The organism is Lactobacillus sp. 23-2 (genome assembly GCF_044902225.1).
Taxonomy (GTDB): domain Bacteria; phylum Bacillota; class Bacilli; order Lactobacillales; family Lactobacillaceae; genus Lactobacillus; species Lactobacillus absianus.
In genome coordinates, this window is the sequence record NZ_JAOQBX010000003.1 from 105,084 (window position 1) to 119,803 (window position 14,720).

Consider the following 14,720-nt stretch of genomic DNA (forward strand, 5'->3'; position numbering starts at 1 on the left):
CGTGATCCGCTAAAGTCTTTCAACGCAATCTGTGAAATGGAGATAAACGATCTGATTTTTGCGTATGGTGAAAGCGGTTTGCTTTCAATAGAATTTAAGCATGAAAGATATCGAAAAGCTTTGAGCAAGAAAGGATTCAGAAAAAATGGATAAAACGAAAATCAAAATTGGCGTCGTCTCGATGGCAACCTTGGCAATGTCAGGGTCAGTTGCGGGTTCAGCGATCGCGGCGATCTCTAAGTCATTTCCGACTACACCAATCTCAACGATTCAGCTGCTGTCAACTCTGCCAGGTCTCGGCTCTTTGATCATTTCCCTGATTGCCGGGCAGATGGCCATGCACATTTCCAAAAAGCAGCTGGTTCTGCTTGGGGTTGCGCTGGTAACCCTTGGTGGCTTGCTTCCAGCCTTTTGGAACAGCTCAATCGTTGGCTTGTTGATTTGCTCAATCATATTGGGCATGGGAGTCGGCTTTGTCTCGACCATCAACCCGATGCTGCTGTCCCAGTACTTTGAAGGTGAAGAAAGATCAACGATGATGGGGGTCAACACAGGCTTTACCTCCCTGGGCTCAATGGTCCTGACTGGAGTGGGGGGCTTTCTTGGCGGCTCAAACTGGCGCCATCTCTACTGGATCTTCGCGGTTGGGATCATCGTTTTCCTGCTGGTGCTCTTCTGCTTGCCAAATGACAAGGTTGAGGCCTCTTCCACCGATGGCAAGACAAGCAAGCCAAAGGCTTCTACTTGGGCAGTCATTAAGAGCCTGAGCCCCTCAGTCTACCTGATCTACTTGGTAGTCTTCCTCCTCGGTATTGCCTTTACTGCTTATATGGCCAACTTGTCAATCGTTGTTGCCCAGAAGCACATGGGAGGCACGGCCATGACCGGGATGATCAATGCGGTTGGTACCATGGGCGGAATTATTGCTGGCCTTGGCTTCAAGTACCTGCGCAAGGTCACTAAGCCAAACACTTTGGCAGCCGGCTTTGTCTTCTTGATCATTACCTTGGCCGTAACATACTACTTCAACAATACGATTGCGCTGATGATTGCGGCTATCTTCGCCTCAGTAGCGATGGTTACCGTTATGTCAACCGCTCCATTCATGCTCTCTATGGTTTCAGCTCCTCAGCAGATTCCAGTCGTCATGTCCGTCTTCGCTTTTGTCAACGGCTTAAGCTCTGCCATTGCCCCAAAGCTGATCAGCTGGTGCCACGTTCCTGCAGGCGCTCCATCATTCGTCTTTGCCGGCATCATCTCAGCGGTCGTCGTTGTTGTCTTAGTCGCAACCCGGTTTGAAAAGAAGGTCGAAAGCGGCCAGCTCCTGGCAGATGCTCCTGCTAAGTAAAGCAAAGAACAAATTTCTCTCCTCATAATCAACTTCAAATCTAAACAATAATCGCAAAAGACGCTGATCGTTTTCACGGTCAGCGCCTTTTACCATATCTATAATTATGTTAAGTTTATGAACTCTTTTACGCTTTTCCCTTGATTGATAAGAAAAAATGCTTTTTTTGGCCCTTCCGGGAAATATCCAATTGAAAGCCCTTTTATTTCTTTAAGAGTTTTGCATAATAGAAATAGAACCGTTATTGAAACTGAAAGGATAGCAAGGGGTGGCAAATAATGAGTGAATTATTTTTAGACTATCGCGAACAAGTACAGAAAATTCTGGATGAGCTTGACGACACGCAGACTTCCCTCAGATTGGGGGCAGTGGCAATCAAGAGTCTGCTAGAGCTGGCTCAAGTTGAATACGATAGCGATCAGGATGGAGACGATGACGACGATGACGACAGCGACAAAGATGAGGATTCGGATGCGGATCCGGATGAAGATGACAGTACCGACACAGATGCTGATGACGCTAACGAAACAGCTGACAATCTGAGCACCGAAGGCAGCCAGACAGATTTTGCTGATCCTGCAGAGACCGAAGCGTCTGCCAGCGGGGATGCACTCACCCGTCAAGTCAAGATCATCAGTCCGGCCTCTGAAAACGCGCCAGTCCTAAGAGTCAATCAGGATTTTGCCTTTGACGTGCCGACCGGGCATGAAGTCTGCAAGTTTATCCGCTGCCGGACGGGTGGATCTTTGATTGATGTCCGCCGGGCCTTTGCCGGCAAAATCAGCGAAGCGACCGTCCGGAATCTTGGCTTGGCCAATGGAAATATCGTTGAAGCCAAGCCCGAAAAGAACGACAAGGTCACCATTATCCGCGTGCTCAATACCGCGGAAACGCCTGACAATCTTTCTTCTTTTGATTATGGCATCGTTGAAGAAGAGCTAGATGGCAGCTTGTTCGTCGATCATAATGCCTCTGGTGAAAGACTAAGCGATTTCTTGCACGAGGAGCGCTATAAAATTCCTGATGGAATCAATGCTTCTAAGAGTGCAAAGGGTTATGTCAAAGCAGGAGACATTGTCAATCTGGCTTGGTACAAGAATGAGCCGAGCTCAACTTTGGTCCGCTGGGTAATCCGGGACGGAGGTGGCAGTTTCCTTGCAAGCAAGCCGGCAGCGGCAAAAAGAAAGGTACAGGAGGACAATAATGATAATAAGGAAGAAAAGAATAAGAGCATTGAAGCCAAGCCAGATGTCAGCACATTGGCGTTTGACCTGAAGGGCAGAAAGATTGGCGTGGTAATTGGCAACGAGCTGCGGCGCAACGAGATCCAGCACATGGTCAAGGAGCATAATGGGGCATGCAGAATCATCAATGCTTTCAAGTTTGGCGAGCCTGAATCTTTCTATAAGCATGAGCTCAAACATGTCGATATTGCAGTCTTAGTCCAGAACATCAACAAGCACTCAACCAGCAAGCTGGTCAGAAAGTATGCCAAGCGCTTCGCGATCGCGGACAGTGCGGGCTTGTCAGCAATCGAGCGGGCAATCTACAGGGCCATGTATGGCTTGCCGGCCTATGAAACATCAACTCAGCCAATTGCTTATCCAGTCAAGGATGCCGCAAATGCTTAAGAATTAGCTATTGACTATTGTAAGCACTTGCACAATAATGAAAGGAACAACGGAATTACTGAAAGGACTGGTAAAGATGGCTGAGCAATACAAACTAACGGAAAACAGCAGCATTGAGCAAGCACTTGCTCAGGCAAAATCTGGCGACACGCTGCTATTGGAGCCTGGCGACTACGTCGCTGAGAAACTTAATCTGACCCAAATCAACATTATTGGGCAAGGACAAAGCCCAGACGACGTCACCCTCGATGCCCTGCATGTCGATTTTGGCGAGAGCGTCGCCCTGACTAACCTGACGATTTACGGCGAGTTGGAATTGCCAGGCTTGGAGCTGGAAAACGATAAGGAAAACAGCATTGCTTCCTACCAGAACGGCACTCTGTCGCTGACAAACTGCAAAATCCTGACTCGCGGCGTGCACCACTTGAAAGCAGGCGGAGACTTCTTCAAGACTAACGCACAGGAATTGAGCAATATCACTGCCGGGGATGTGCTGCTGTTTGAAAAGGGCGAATACGACCTGGATGCCATTAAGTTCAGCAACAGTCTGACTTTAACCAGTGAGAGCGGCAACGCCGCAGACGTCATCATCAACGGTCAGCTGCAAATCGACAGTCCAGTCTTCGTGCTCAACTCCCTGACCTTCACCGGGACCAATTCGGACAAGTCATGGCGGGGGACAGCGGTCATGAATGGCAACCGGCCAGTCGAGCTGACGGTCAATGGCTGCATCTTTGAGGACAATGAGCAGCCAGACCAGCCGGCCTTGGTGGTTCAGCAGCCGCAGTCCGAGACCACGCTGATGAATTGCCAGATCGCGCCAAGCGTTGACCTGCGCCAAGGCTCTGAAGTCATGAACTTCGATATTTCCGGTGACTTGGTGGCCTACCAGTGCCAGTTTGATTCAGTAGCCCTTTTCCATGGCGGAAGACAGACTATCAGACAGAGCCGCTTTAGCAGACCCCTGTCGCTTAGGGCAGGTTCTGAATTTGTCGCCAAGAACTGTGAATTCAACTACCAGATCGAACTGGAAGAGAATTCCTCAATGGACATCAATGACTGCCTGTTGGAAAACTCAGCCACCCATGTCTTCGTCATTTACGGAGATTCACCAGAGCCAATCAACGTCAGAAGCAGCAGCTTTGCCCCAGATTGCGCCGTGTTGTGGATCGATGTGAAATCACGGCCTGACCTCAACATTGACGTGGAAAATGCTGACGAAAGCGAAGCGGTCGTCTATGCAGCCAGCGATGAGCGGGGACAAATTGGCAAGCTGAACGTCAGCCCGACGACAAAACTGATCGGCATCAACGCCAAGGACTACGACGTGCAAGCTGCCTACCAGCAACTGGTAGACCAGCTCAAGCAAGCGCCGGACGAATAAGCAGCATTTTACAGTTGGAGCAATCCAGCTGTTTTATTTTGCTCTTTTTCAGCATTAACATATTCTTTGTTATGTTAAGTGCAAATCAGCACGATTGCATTAGTAAATAACAAAGCTATAATTGCATTTATGTAAACAGGGAGGATAATATAATTATCCTCCCTGTTTACGTCAAAGCCTATTCTAATAGGGGCTGATTTTTGTGTTAAAATTAAGTGGGAGGATAATCATGAATAACGCAAAAATCAACCCTAATGCTAAGAAACGCCGCTCTAGAGCCATTCCTGGCCATAAAGACGTGCGCCCGATTTCCAGCAACTACGACCTGGCCAACCTGCTCGACAGTCTGCAGCATGACTTCCGCCTGGGGCAGCGCAACTACACGATTTTTCAAGTCGGCAAGGCAACCCTGCTCCGGGTCAGTGACGTCATGCGCTTGAGAAAGGCTGACGTCTATACTGAGGATGGCCGGGTGAAGCGCAATGCCTTTATCAAAGACAAGAAGACCGGCAAGCAGAACACGCTCTATCTCAAGCCGGTTAGAGATGATCTGCTTGACTATTGGCAATGGCTGCAAGATTTTCAGGAATCGCATCCCTACAACCGGATTTTTGACAGTGAATGGCTTTTCCCCTCATATACCAGGCCAGACCGGCATATCACGGAGAATCAATACTACAAGATCATCAAGCGGGCTGGGAAATTGGCCGGCGTTGCCCACGTGGGTACCCACTCCATGCGCAAGACTGGCGCTCTAATCGTCTACGAGCAGTCCAACCACAATATCGGCTTAGTGATGAAGCTGCTCAATCACTCAAGTGAAGCAGTCACCCTGGACTACCTGGGTCTGTCCCAAGAGCGCCGGGAAAACATTCTGGACACCATCGATTTCGACCGTTTTCGCTGATTTTTGTGCCATGCTGACACGATGATTCTACGGGCCTTAAATGGGTAGTTAATCATCAAAAAGAATTTAAAAGCCATAGAATCACTATCTCAGCAACAGACTTTTTGACTCACCAATGTAACATTTGTGTTTTGACTTTTTTACAAAATGATAAAGAGCATTTATCTTTGAACCCTTTTGTCATACAATGAAGGCAGATAGATATATATCGCAAATGGCATATGGAGGGATACATGATGAAAAAGGCTATTTTGTATCGAACAGTCAAAGCTAGTGTCGTAGTCGGCCTGATCGCCGCTGGTGCAGGAGCAGTTGCCCTTTCGCGACTGACGTCAAAGCCAGTCAGTGCCACGAGAAGCGGCAAGAAGACCGCTAAGTCCCACAAGAAGGGGACCAAGCTGGTCGCGAGAGACAAAAAAGAGATCAAAGGCAAAAAGTACTACAACGTTGGCAAGCGTGGCAAGGATGAATACGTCAGATCCAGCGACACCAAATCGGCCTACAAGCTGACGGTTCAAAAAAAGCGGCTGACTAGAACCATCAAATTCAAGCTGCCAAAGGGCAAAAGGGCCGAAGTGATCAAGCAGACCGTCACGCTTAAGCGGCGGGTTAAAATTGACCCAAAGACCAAACAGAAGACTTATGGCAAATGGACTGTCGGCACCTGGAAGGCTGTCAAAGCTAGAAAGGCAGCCGGCTATCAACCATCAGTTGCCAAAATCCCAGCCCTTCACGTTAACAGCCAGACAGGGAATGTCACGGTTGTGGTAACTTACCAGAAGAAGCCGCGGCCAGGTGCGGAAATCCGCAAGCATCAAAGACGAGTTGAGAAATGGCGCAAGCACCAAGGTTCATTGGATAATTAGATGAAAATTGCATGAAATGCATGTAAATAAAAGAATTGCATATAAAAAGGCGAAGCATTTGCTTCGCCTTTTTATATGCTCTGTCCTTGTTTTTGGCAAGAGGGTGTGCAGGGATGTCTGCCTACTCTTGCTCCAGGAATTGATCAGCGCAATCCAGTGCTTTAGCACCATAGATAGTTGCCGGACCGCCGCCCATTGCAACGGCAACGCCAACGGCTTCCGCAATCTCTTCGCGGGTGGCGCTGGCGGCGACAGCCGCCTTGACATGAATGACCATGCTTTCTTCACAGCGCTGAGCAACAGCAATTGCCAAGGCAATCAATTCCTTTTCTTTCCGAGTCAATTCATCGGCTCTAACGGCGGATTGGTACATTTGCAAAAAATCCTTGCCAGTTTCGCCAATGCTTTGATACAATTTTTGACTTTCAGCCATCAGTTTTTCTGAATCTGCCTGATAGTCTGTCATAGTTTAAACCTCCTAGTGAATAATCACTTACTTGTTTGACACATATTATAACCGTTAAAGCCGGGAATGAATACAATTTTACATTGATTCAATTCACAATTTACATTTCTTTTGCTAGTATTGGCTTAGGTGGCCCATGAACTTGGTCAATAGTTAATAAAGTACGTTCAATTTTCTTCCTTTTATTATGCTTTGGACAATAATCAGTCTTCGTACTAATTTCCTTTTATACTGGAGACGACATTTTTTCGCAAAAATTATTCTTTAGGCTAAAAAGGCTTTTTGGAGGCAATATGGATTATTTTACCAGTGGACGCTTTGCTAAGATCTGCAGCGTCACTAAGAAGGCTCTTTATCATTATGAAAAAAAGGGCTTGCTCAAGCCCGCGCTAATCAGAGAAAATGGCTACCGCTATTATACTCTGGAACAGGCAGATAGGGTTGCAACGATTCGCCTGCTTGAGGGCTTAGGAAGCAGCCTGGATGAAATCCGGGCCTTTTTTGCCCTGACCAGCTTAGCTGAAAAAGACGCTTACCTGCACGAACAGCAAGCCCGGGTAAAGGAGAAGCTGGAACTTTTTCAAAAAATGGCTGAAAATTTGCATTTCCTGGATCAAAAGCTCCATGACTACCAGAAGCTAGGGGAGGGGGAGGCAGGGCATGAGCAATTGCCTGCAGAATACTATTATGTTACGGCTTTTCAGCATAACGTCATTCTCAATCCAATGACTTCAGGGATCAAATATGGGGCACTTGTTGATGACTTTGCAAAGCCGGACAAGATCAGCCGTTTTTTTAAAGCTGCAGATCCTGAGTCCAGCAACTATGTTAAGCCTGCCGGACATTATGTCTATTTCTACCAGACTTTGACCAATGATGAGATTCCAGCTTATGGCGCCAAAGCCCTCACAATCTTGCAGCAACAGGCAAAAATCGTGCCGCCAATCTATCAGGAAGACTTTAGCAGCGCCGTCTTAAATCAAGATGACCTGATCATCATGAAATTCTCTGCCTTGGTTGCTGATTAAGTGGTCCCCTTTTGCCATAAAAGAAAGGTGAGAGAGGAGGAAAGAGCTGATAAAGAGGCGAATTCCCAGTTAATTGCCGAGATATCCAAATTTTGCGGACATCCAAGGCAGAAATAGAGCAGATTTCCAGCATCTCAAGTCATGATCAGAAGCAGGGCAATCACGATTTGTGACAAGCGATTGCAAATTGCCGGCAACAAAGCAATAATAGCCTTTCAATTTGGTCATAAATTTGGTCATGATTGGTTTTGACAGTCAAACTGTCAGCAAAACAGAGAAGAGTAACAAGAAACGCAACAAATAAGGAAAATCTGACCGACAAAATCCAAGCAAAAATCCAGTGATTTCGGGGCACTTATTGACTTTAGTCATTAAAATTATTGTTTTAATGACACAAAAGTCCAGCATCTGCTTCCAGTTCTTCTCACTGATCAGTCTGAACCGCAAGGAGAGAGCAGACAAAACGCAGCCACTTCCGTGACTGCGTTTTAGTTTATTATTTCATACTGTACTGTTTTAAATTCGTTTAGTTGCTCCGCATTGCTTTCCATTCATCATGCAAGAGCGCGTATTCATTCTGGTCATGGTAGCCATCGGCAAGCTTCAGGCACTTTCTCTGCGTTCCTTCAAGGAACATGCCCGTCCGTTTGGCCACGCCATTGCTGCCAACATTGTCAGTCGCACAGCGGACGACGATTCGGTGGAGATCATACTCTTCAAAGCCAATTTCAAACATCTTTTCCAGCGACCTGGTCATCAAGCCCTGACCGCGGAAAGCTTCAGTCAGCCAATAGCCAACGTCTGCTTCCTTATTTAAGTGGTCGAATCCATTAAATGAGATCTTCCCGGCAAGCTGGCCTTGATACCAGATCAGCAAATCCAGGCCTTCATCAGCAGCAAATCTTTGGCGATCATGCTGAATGCTGGCAATCTCATCTTCTGCTTGCTTAACATGATCAACCCACGGCAGATACCGGCGCAAGCTCTCCCGGCTGCCAGCAATTGCGTCATATAGTGCCTCCGCGTCCTTAATCCGGGGGATTGCCAGTTCTAAGTCTTCATCTATACGATAACTTAACATATACTCTCCTAAATTTCCGATCGTTACGGTATAATTGATAGTGTGAAAGCCTTTTCTTTTGGCTCAAATTCTGCTTTTCCAGGACTTTTTTGCCAATATTGTAGCAGATGAATCCGACAAAGGCTACTTATTTCACGAAAAGTCGTAAGCTATCAGCTATAAGCTAAATGCAATGTTAGAAAGAGGAAGCGACATGAGAAACTCACTCAATAGAATCCTCAGCAACAAGTTGACGCAATGTGCCGTAACGTTTATTTTTATCTTTTTCAGCGGCAGCTTGGCATTCGCCGCCATTGCTGACGTCAAGCTGCTTGACCGGTCGCCGTGGACAGACATCTTGTGGGCAGCCGCGGCTTTTTTGATCGGGGTCGTCAACATGTCATTGCTGATTCATACGGTTGAAGAAGATGCTAGAAAGTCAGCATCAACCGCTAAAATGTCTGCAGGCAAACGCCGGCAAGCCGTAGCACGCGAAAACTAAATAATAATAGCACCAAAAAGCGGCAATCTTGGATTCACCTGGTTGCCGCTTTTTTCTAGCAGTTAACTTTACATAATATATATTATACGCTCATTCATTTTCTGTTATTTTTGGTCAGCTTGTCGTTCACCCGCTTCACCTCGCCTAGCTGCATCAGCCAGATGACTGCCCAGACTGCCGCGTAAACCACAAGGATGTCCAGCGGCAAAACTTTTAGCAAGTACTCTCGACTCATGATACCAAACAGCCAGGTCACCGTTTCCACCACTGCCAAGATCAGCACCATATGCAGTAGCAATTGCAGTGCCAGATTCATTTTCTGGTTCAGCCAAATCGTCGATGCCAGTCCGCACAGACTGCCCAGCGTAACCGCGTAAGCAAAGACGTGCATGTCAACCCGTCCTTGGTCCAGCGACCAAAAAAACAAGGCAAAAAATGTGCCGAAGCCAATCCCGCTGATCATGTATTTCATTGCTTTAATTAAGTATCTCATAGCTCGAAGACTCTTTCTTTGACGCCTTTCCAGTATTTGCGGCTGATGCTGATCCTGGTCTGATCTGCCAGCAAAGCCGTTTTGTTGCCTGACATGCTTGGCTCAACTTGCCGTAGATAATCCAAATTAATTACCATATTGCGGGATACCTGCACGAAAGTTCGCGGAAGCTTATCCAATAATTCCTTAAGGGTCTTCCTGATCGTCAGCGGATCTTTTCCAATTGAATGAATGTCCAAATAGTCGCCGAACACTTCAAAGTACTCGATCTCGTCAACAGCCAGCCGCTTCAGCCGGCCATTGGCCATGAAGCTCAGTTCGTTTTGATCCAAGTGGCTGATCTTCTTGGCTAAGTTTGTGATTTCTTCACTTAATTCAGAAGCCCGCAGGTCAATCCAGATCTCATTCTCTGGAACCGCGGGCTCCCTTTTAAAGCTGATTTTAAACATTTTTACCTATCATTATCCCTTCTTGCCTGACAGTGATGCTCGCATTAGACGCTTGCTGAGCAAAAGCAAAATCAAGCACAAGACTGCCAGCGATCCCAGGAGGATCAGGAAGTCCAGTTGAACATTCGTCAGCTGCCTGCCCAGATCAACCTTGATGCCAAAATACTTCAACAGATATTTTCGCGAAGACGACGGCAGCTTGTCAAGCAAGCCAGCAAACAAGACTTCCCGCATGCCAGCCGCGCTGTAGGTCAGCGGGAAGACCTGGATGATCTGGCGGATGACCTTGCCGATTTCGCCGATTGGCACGTAACCGCCCATCACGAAGCCAGCCATCGCGCTGATAATGCCAGACACTGAGCTCAAGGCAATCTGGCTGTTCAAGAAACCGCCTATTAGCAGATTGATTGCCGCGGCCAGGAAAGCCGTCACAAGGATAAAGAGCAGCATGGCAGAAATTTGCTTGAATGTAAGGCTCTTCCCTTCTTCAAAGTGGAAATAGATCATGCACAGGGCAAAAACGAATATCTGCATGCACAAGGCTAGAAATGTTGCTGAGAAATAGTAGCCCAGTACGATTTGCTGATCAGACCTATCGGTCAGTGAAAAATCCAAAAACTTGTCTGCCAGCTTGTCTGAGATCATCTGTGAGATCATTGAGAATGAAGTCGTAATGGCCGTGACTGGGATCAAGGCGCCTAGCATCCACATGTCAGCAATCTGCTTCCTGTTTTCAAGGCCTTTGAAGCCATCGATCAGGTTCTGGCGAATAAAGATCACGAACAGTCCAAAAACAATCAAAGACCCAAGCAAAGAAAAGAAGATATTGCTCTTGTTTTTGAAATACAGCAGCAGATTTCTTTTAGCTATGGCTAGCATCGTTGATCCTCCTCCCCGTTACCTGCAAGAATACCTCATCCATCCCGGCCTGCTCATAGCTGAACTCATCGGCCTTTGGCTGGTACTTGTTCAAAAGGTCGATCACTTCCTGATAGCGATCAATGACAAAGCCATAGCCCTTGTCGGGATCGAATTCATCGTAGCCAGCGGCGGCTTGCTTGAGCCACAGCCGGTTCTTGCCAAACCTCTTTTTCAGCTCTTTGGCTGATCCTTGCGTCAGCAGCTCGCCCTGCTCAATGATATAGACGTAGTCAGCATTGTCCGCCTCATCCAGGTAGTGAGTCGTTAAAAAGATCCCAACTCCGGCTTCCTTCAGCCGACGCAATAGTTGCCAAATTTCCTGGCGGGACTGCACGTCAAGGCCGGTTGTCGGTTCATCAAGAAACAGAATTTCCGGCTGATTGAGCAAGGCCCGGGCAATGTCGGCCTTTCGGCGCATCCCCCCGGAGAGCTCGCCATACTTCCGATCCACGTAAGAGCTCAGCTTGAGTTCTCTGATCAAATCCGCGATCCGTCCTCGAGGCACGTCTTGGTACATGCTGGCGCGGATCTGCAGGTTCTCGCGGACCGTCAGTTCTTCATCCAGGACTCCTTTTTGAAAGACCATGCTGATTTTGACCTGCTGCTTGTGAATTTTGAATAAGTCCTCCCCGTTGTAGAGAACTTTTCCGCTGCTAGGCTGCAGGGTCTTAGTCAGCATCCGCATCGTCGTCGATTTTCCGGCGCCATTGGTGCCTAAGTAGGCAGTCAGTTTTCCGGCATGGATCTCCAAATTGACCTGGTTGACCACCGGCTTTTGCCCATATATCTTGGTCAAGTTACGGGCTTCAATTGTAGCCATCACGCTCACCTCCAGTGTTGGCTTCTAGTTGCTTTATTGTTAATTTCAGTATATGAGCATATTAAAAAAGATTCTAGTTATTTGCGGTGAGTGGTCATTATTAGACGACAAGACGCAAATAGCCTCTAAAAAGGCAGGCTCATGCACTTTTTAGAGGCTATTGCTTAATAAACTGGTCTGGCTGATCCTTCAGTAGCTGGATCAGCAAAACCGATGCTTTCCTTTGAGTAAAGGCTTGGGTCAGCGATGATTTTGACGATCAAGTCGGCGGAACTCTTTCGGGACGCGGATACGCCGTAGTATGGCTCCCCTTTGTGGGTTACCGCGTATTTGACCTCATTTCTGTCATTGAGCCACGGAATCCGCAATATAGTGTAATCCAGATCGGAGTCTTCAATTGCTCTGGCAGAAACTACTTCTGGAGCACTGTCAGTGACTTTGCCGCCGAAGCAGAAGTCACGGTTGAACTTGCCAAATACCCCTTTGACTTCATCGTAAATGCCCAAGATATTGGATGAGATCAGCCGCTTTACGTCGGTTTCATCCATTGTCTCAATGATCTTTCTGGTCAATTCCGCATTTATGCCATGGTCAACGAATGAGACGTAGACGAGATCGCTGCCGGCAATGGCTTGCTTAAGTACGTCTGCGTGATTTGCATCCCCGTCGATGATGGTCACGGCTGGGTTTCCGGCTAGATTGCTGAGCCGGGCGGAATTTCTCAGGAGCAGGGTCAAATGCACGTCTGCTTGTTCTTGCAAGATTCTCTCAGTTACCAGCCGGGCGATTTGTCCATTCGCGCCAATAATCGTTACTTTCTTAGTCATGATCTTTTCCTTTCTTTAAAAAGTCACGCGAGGCACAATGCCTCTCACGCCTTGTTGTCTTTGCTTGCGTTAATTTCTTAGGGCACGCAGGCTTGCGCCAAAAATAGACTCAATCGCTGCTGGATCCCGGTGGGAGAAAAACTGGCTTTCATTCTTATCCAGGGTCTTCAGCAAGCTCATTTCCGCGTCAGTCAATTCAAAGTCAAAGACGGCAAAGTTTTCAGCCATTCTTTCATAGTGGACTGACTTGGGAATGGCAATGATTCCTCTTTGCAGGAGCCAACGCAGGATAACCTGGCCATTGCTCTTGCCATACTTTTGACCGATCTGCGCGATTTGTTCATTGGTGAAGATACCGCCCTTGCCTTCGGCAAACGGTGCCCAAGCTTCGACAGCAATCCCTTCCCCTTGCATGAAGGCAGCTTCGCAGGCTTGCTGGTACCAAGGAGAGACTTCGATTTGGTTGACTGCTGGCTGCACTCGGCTCATCAATTCCAGATTCTTGATCTGATCAGCGTAGAAATTGGATACGCCAATTGACCGGATCTTGCCGGCGGCTTGTGCTTCTTCAAGGGCCTGCCAAGCTCCCACGACATCGCCATATGGTTGATGGAGCAAGTATAAGTCCAGATAGTCCATGCCAAGCTTATTCAGAGAATCGTCAATTCCTTCCTTGGCTTTCTCATAGCTGGCGTGGTCAACCCACAGCTTGGATGTTACGAAAAAGTCTTCACGTGGCAGGCCTGACTTGGCAATCGCCTTCCCTACGGCTGCTTCATTGCCATAGGCTGCTGCCGTGTCAAAGAGGCGGTAGCCGACTTCAATGGCTTGGCTCACTGCTTGCTCGGCAAGGCTCAAGTCATTGATTTGAAAGACTCCAAAACCAAGTTGGGGCATTTTGTTCCCGTCATTTAATGATACGTATTGCATTGCGTATTTCCTCCTGCTGCTGAGAATTGATTGTTTGTTTCTTGACGATTATCAGTATAGATGAACAAGCGGAACCTGAAAAATGCCGCTTGTTTATGTCAGTATGCGTTTGATGTATACTTGAATTAACGCGAAAGGCTTTAGAAAGAAGGAAGCACGATGATCAACCCACAATTATGGCTGGAATTAGCTACTTTTGCCAAAACCGGCACTTTAAGCAAGACGGCAGAAGAGCTGCACTTGACCCAGCCGACGGTTACCCGGGGGATGCAAAAGCTGGAAAAGCTGCTGGCTACCCCGATTTTTGATCGGACTGGCAACCGGATCAAGTTAAATGACACCGGCAAGTTGGCCGCAGATTATGCAGATAAGCTGCTAAAAGAGGAAGCACGCGCGGTCAGTGCTATCCGCAATTTTGGGAGTCAAACAGGCAATTTCTTGCTGGCGTCAGTCGCGCCAGGTCCCTTGCTTCTAGCCAAGTCTTTGGCTAACCCAAGCGACATCCACTTTCAAGATCAGCTTTTGGCAGAAGAGCAGATTACCAAAACGCTGACTGACTATCAAGCTACTGTCGCAATCGGCACGCGGGAAATCCAAACTGACCAGCTGGAATCGATCTATTTGGGCCAAGAGTGGCTTTTTGTCAATCTTGATAAGTTTATGCCGCTTGCTGTCCGCAAGTCTGTCAGCTTTAAGGAACTGGCCAATACCAGCTTTTTAGTCTTGCAGGATATCGGGCCCTGGAAGCAACTGGCAGAGGGATGCATCCCCAACGCGCACTTCCTCTATCAAGACGATCTTAGTGCCTTGAATGAGCTTTCACGCTACTCAAACTTTCCTACTTTTAGTTCCAATATCACTGACTCTCTCAAGATACATGATCGTGATGACCAGCGCGTGACCATCCCGATCGTTGATCCAAAGAACCGAATCGATTTCTACGCAATCTATTTAAAAGAAAACCGATCCCGCGTCAGACCGTTTATCCGAAAAATGATCGACAGCTGGTCTAAGCTGGATAAAACGAAATAAAAAATAAGCATTGCCTGCTTCTTGCAGACAATGCTTATTTGCTTGTGCTAGAAATT

At 47.5% G+C, this 14,720-nt stretch carries 16 protein-coding genes; 8 read left to right on the forward strand and 8 right to left on the reverse strand.

Going from position 1 to position 14,720, the window contains the following annotated elements; genetic code table 11:
- Nucleotides 1–145 precede the first annotated feature (145 nt).
- The 5 genes from OCH80_RS02160 to OCH80_RS02180 all read left to right on the forward strand — a co-directional run bounded on the left by OCH80_RS02160 (nucleotide 146) and on the right by OCH80_RS02180 (nucleotide 6,136).
- Complete coding sequence (locus tag OCH80_RS02160; RefSeq protein ID WP_404537529.1) at nucleotides 146–1,348, forward strand: MFS transporter; 1,203 nt, start codon at nucleotides 146–148, stop codon at nucleotides 1,346–1,348.
- Between the two features lie 278 nt (nucleotides 1,349–1,626).
- Nucleotides 1,627–2,979 (forward strand): DUF2325 domain-containing protein, encoded by a 1,353-nt coding sequence (locus OCH80_RS02165; protein ID WP_404537531.1) that lies wholly within the window; start codon nucleotides 1,627–1,629, stop codon nucleotides 2,977–2,979.
- A gap of 76 nt (nucleotides 2,980–3,055) precedes the next feature.
- Nucleotides 3,056–4,363, forward strand: coding sequence for a hypothetical protein (locus OCH80_RS02170; protein ID WP_404537533.1), 1,308 nt, complete (start codon nucleotides 3,056–3,058; stop codon nucleotides 4,361–4,363).
- 229 nt (nucleotides 4,364–4,592) lie between these two features.
- Nucleotides 4,593–5,270 carry a tyrosine-type recombinase/integrase gene (locus OCH80_RS02175; RefSeq protein WP_206988969.1) on the forward strand — a complete coding sequence of 226 codons (678 nt, stop codon included), beginning with the start codon at nucleotides 4,593–4,595 and terminating at the stop codon, nucleotides 5,268–5,270.
- Nucleotides 5,271–5,503: 233 nt separating this feature from the next.
- Nucleotides 5,504–6,136: an SLAP domain-containing protein gene (locus tag OCH80_RS02180; protein WP_404537535.1), complete on the forward strand. Its 633-nt coding sequence runs from the start codon at nucleotides 5,504–5,506 to the stop codon at nucleotides 6,134–6,136.
- Between the two features lie 121 nt (nucleotides 6,137–6,257).
- On the opposite strand, the gene OCH80_RS02185 is transcribed toward OCH80_RS02180, so the two are convergent.
- On the reverse strand, nucleotides 6,258–6,602 hold the full coding sequence (locus OCH80_RS02185) for a carboxymuconolactone decarboxylase family protein (RefSeq protein ID WP_206988973.1): 345 nt from the start codon (nucleotides 6,600–6,602) through the stop codon (nucleotides 6,258–6,260).
- 293 nt (nucleotides 6,603–6,895) lie between these two features.
- On the opposite strand from OCH80_RS02185, the gene OCH80_RS02190 reads away from it, so the two are divergent.
- Nucleotides 6,896–7,630 (forward strand): MerR family transcriptional regulator, encoded by a 735-nt coding sequence (locus OCH80_RS02190; RefSeq protein WP_404537537.1) that lies wholly within the window; start codon nucleotides 6,896–6,898, stop codon nucleotides 7,628–7,630.
- A gap of 526 nt (nucleotides 7,631–8,156) precedes the next feature.
- On the opposite strand, the gene OCH80_RS02195 is transcribed toward OCH80_RS02190, so the two are convergent.
- Nucleotides 8,157–8,711 (reverse strand): GNAT family N-acetyltransferase, encoded by a 555-nt coding sequence (locus OCH80_RS02195; protein WP_404537539.1) that lies wholly within the window; start codon nucleotides 8,709–8,711, stop codon nucleotides 8,157–8,159.
- A 193-nt stretch (nucleotides 8,712–8,904) separates the two neighbouring features.
- On the opposite strand from OCH80_RS02195, the gene OCH80_RS02200 reads away from it, so the two are divergent.
- Complete coding sequence (locus OCH80_RS02200; protein WP_404537541.1) at nucleotides 8,905–9,192, forward strand: hypothetical protein; 288 nt, start codon at nucleotides 8,905–8,907, stop codon at nucleotides 9,190–9,192.
- A gap of 94 nt (nucleotides 9,193–9,286) precedes the next feature.
- Here OCH80_RS02200 and OCH80_RS02205 read toward each other — a convergent pair whose 3' ends face one another.
- From OCH80_RS02205 to OCH80_RS02230, 6 genes are all read right to left on the reverse strand, one after another.
- Nucleotides 9,287–9,685 (reverse strand): DUF3021 family protein, encoded by a 399-nt coding sequence (locus OCH80_RS02205; protein ID WP_404537543.1) that lies wholly within the window; start codon nucleotides 9,683–9,685, stop codon nucleotides 9,287–9,289.
- Nucleotides 9,682–10,134: a LytTR family DNA-binding domain-containing protein gene (locus OCH80_RS02210; RefSeq protein ID WP_404537545.1), complete on the reverse strand. Its 453-nt coding sequence runs from the start codon at nucleotides 10,132–10,134 to the stop codon at nucleotides 9,682–9,684. Before OCH80_RS02210 ends, OCH80_RS02205 begins: the two co-directional genes overlap by 4 nt.
- Before the next feature lie 12 nt (nucleotides 10,135–10,146).
- A complete protein-coding gene (locus tag OCH80_RS02215; RefSeq protein ID WP_404537547.1) occupies nucleotides 10,147–11,013 on the reverse strand; it encodes an ABC transporter permease in 867 nt (288 codons plus the stop codon).
- The gene (locus OCH80_RS02220; protein ID WP_404537549.1) at nucleotides 10,997–11,875 is read right to left on the reverse strand and encodes an ABC transporter ATP-binding protein; all 879 of its coding nucleotides are present in this window, start codon (nucleotides 11,873–11,875) and stop codon (nucleotides 10,997–10,999) included. The genes OCH80_RS02215 and OCH80_RS02220 overlap by 17 nt, the downstream gene beginning before the upstream one ends.
- A gap of 164 nt (nucleotides 11,876–12,039) precedes the next feature.
- Nucleotides 12,040–12,702 (reverse strand): NAD(P)H-binding protein, encoded by a 663-nt coding sequence (locus tag OCH80_RS02225; protein WP_404537551.1) that lies wholly within the window; start codon nucleotides 12,700–12,702, stop codon nucleotides 12,040–12,042.
- A 69-nt stretch (nucleotides 12,703–12,771) separates the two neighbouring features.
- On the reverse strand, nucleotides 12,772–13,632 hold the full coding sequence (locus OCH80_RS02230) for an aldo/keto reductase (protein WP_404537553.1): 861 nt from the start codon (nucleotides 13,630–13,632) through the stop codon (nucleotides 12,772–12,774).
- A gap of 159 nt (nucleotides 13,633–13,791) precedes the next feature.
- Between OCH80_RS02230 and OCH80_RS02235 the strand changes: the two genes are divergently transcribed.
- Complete coding sequence (locus tag OCH80_RS02235; protein WP_404537555.1) at nucleotides 13,792–14,664, forward strand: LysR family transcriptional regulator; 873 nt, start codon at nucleotides 13,792–13,794, stop codon at nucleotides 14,662–14,664.
- Nucleotides 14,665–14,720: the final 56 nt, after the last annotated feature.

What these genes read in the sequence shown, in the direction of transcription:
- OCH80_RS02160 (WP_404537529.1), top strand. Translation starts at nt 146, where the DNA reads ATGGATAAAACGAAAATCAAAATTGGCGTCGTCTCGATGGCAACCTTG.
- OCH80_RS02165 (WP_404537531.1), top strand. Translation starts at nt 1,627, where the DNA reads ATGAGTGAATTATTTTTAGACTATCGCGAACAAGTACAGAAAATTCTG.
- OCH80_RS02170 (WP_404537533.1), top strand. Translation starts at nt 3,056, where the DNA reads ATGGCTGAGCAATACAAACTAACGGAAAACAGCAGCATTGAGCAAGCA.
- OCH80_RS02175 (WP_206988969.1), top strand. Translation starts at nt 4,593, where the DNA reads ATGAATAACGCAAAAATCAACCCTAATGCTAAGAAACGCCGCTCTAGA.
- OCH80_RS02180 (WP_404537535.1), top strand. Translation starts at nt 5,504, where the DNA reads ATGATGAAAAAGGCTATTTTGTATCGAACAGTCAAAGCTAGTGTCGTA.
- OCH80_RS02185 (WP_206988973.1), bottom strand. Translation starts at nt 6,602, where the DNA reads ATGACAGACTATCAGGCAGATTCAGAAAAACTGATGGCTGAAAGTCAA.
- OCH80_RS02190 (WP_404537537.1), top strand. Translation starts at nt 6,896, where the DNA reads ATGGATTATTTTACCAGTGGACGCTTTGCTAAGATCTGCAGCGTCACT.
- OCH80_RS02195 (WP_404537539.1), bottom strand. Translation starts at nt 8,711, where the DNA reads ATGTTAAGTTATCGTATAGATGAAGACTTAGAACTGGCAATCCCCCGG.
- OCH80_RS02200 (WP_404537541.1), top strand. Translation starts at nt 8,905, where the DNA reads ATGAGAAACTCACTCAATAGAATCCTCAGCAACAAGTTGACGCAATGT.
- OCH80_RS02205 (WP_404537543.1), bottom strand. Translation starts at nt 9,685, where the DNA reads ATGAGATACTTAATTAAAGCAATGAAATACATGATCAGCGGGATTGGC.
- OCH80_RS02210 (WP_404537545.1), bottom strand. Translation starts at nt 10,134, where the DNA reads ATGTTTAAAATCAGCTTTAAAAGGGAGCCCGCGGTTCCAGAGAATGAG.
- OCH80_RS02215 (WP_404537547.1), bottom strand. Translation starts at nt 11,013, where the DNA reads ATGCTAGCCATAGCTAAAAGAAATCTGCTGCTGTATTTCAAAAACAAG.
- OCH80_RS02220 (WP_404537549.1), bottom strand. Translation starts at nt 11,875, where the DNA reads ATGGCTACAATTGAAGCCCGTAACTTGACCAAGATATATGGGCAAAAG.
- OCH80_RS02225 (WP_404537551.1), bottom strand. Translation starts at nt 12,702, where the DNA reads ATGACTAAGAAAGTAACGATTATTGGCGCGAATGGACAAATCGCCCGG.
- OCH80_RS02230 (WP_404537553.1), bottom strand. Translation starts at nt 13,632, where the DNA reads ATGCAATACGTATCATTAAATGACGGGAACAAAATGCCCCAACTTGGT.
- OCH80_RS02235 (WP_404537555.1), top strand. Translation starts at nt 13,792, where the DNA reads ATGATCAACCCACAATTATGGCTGGAATTAGCTACTTTTGCCAAAACC.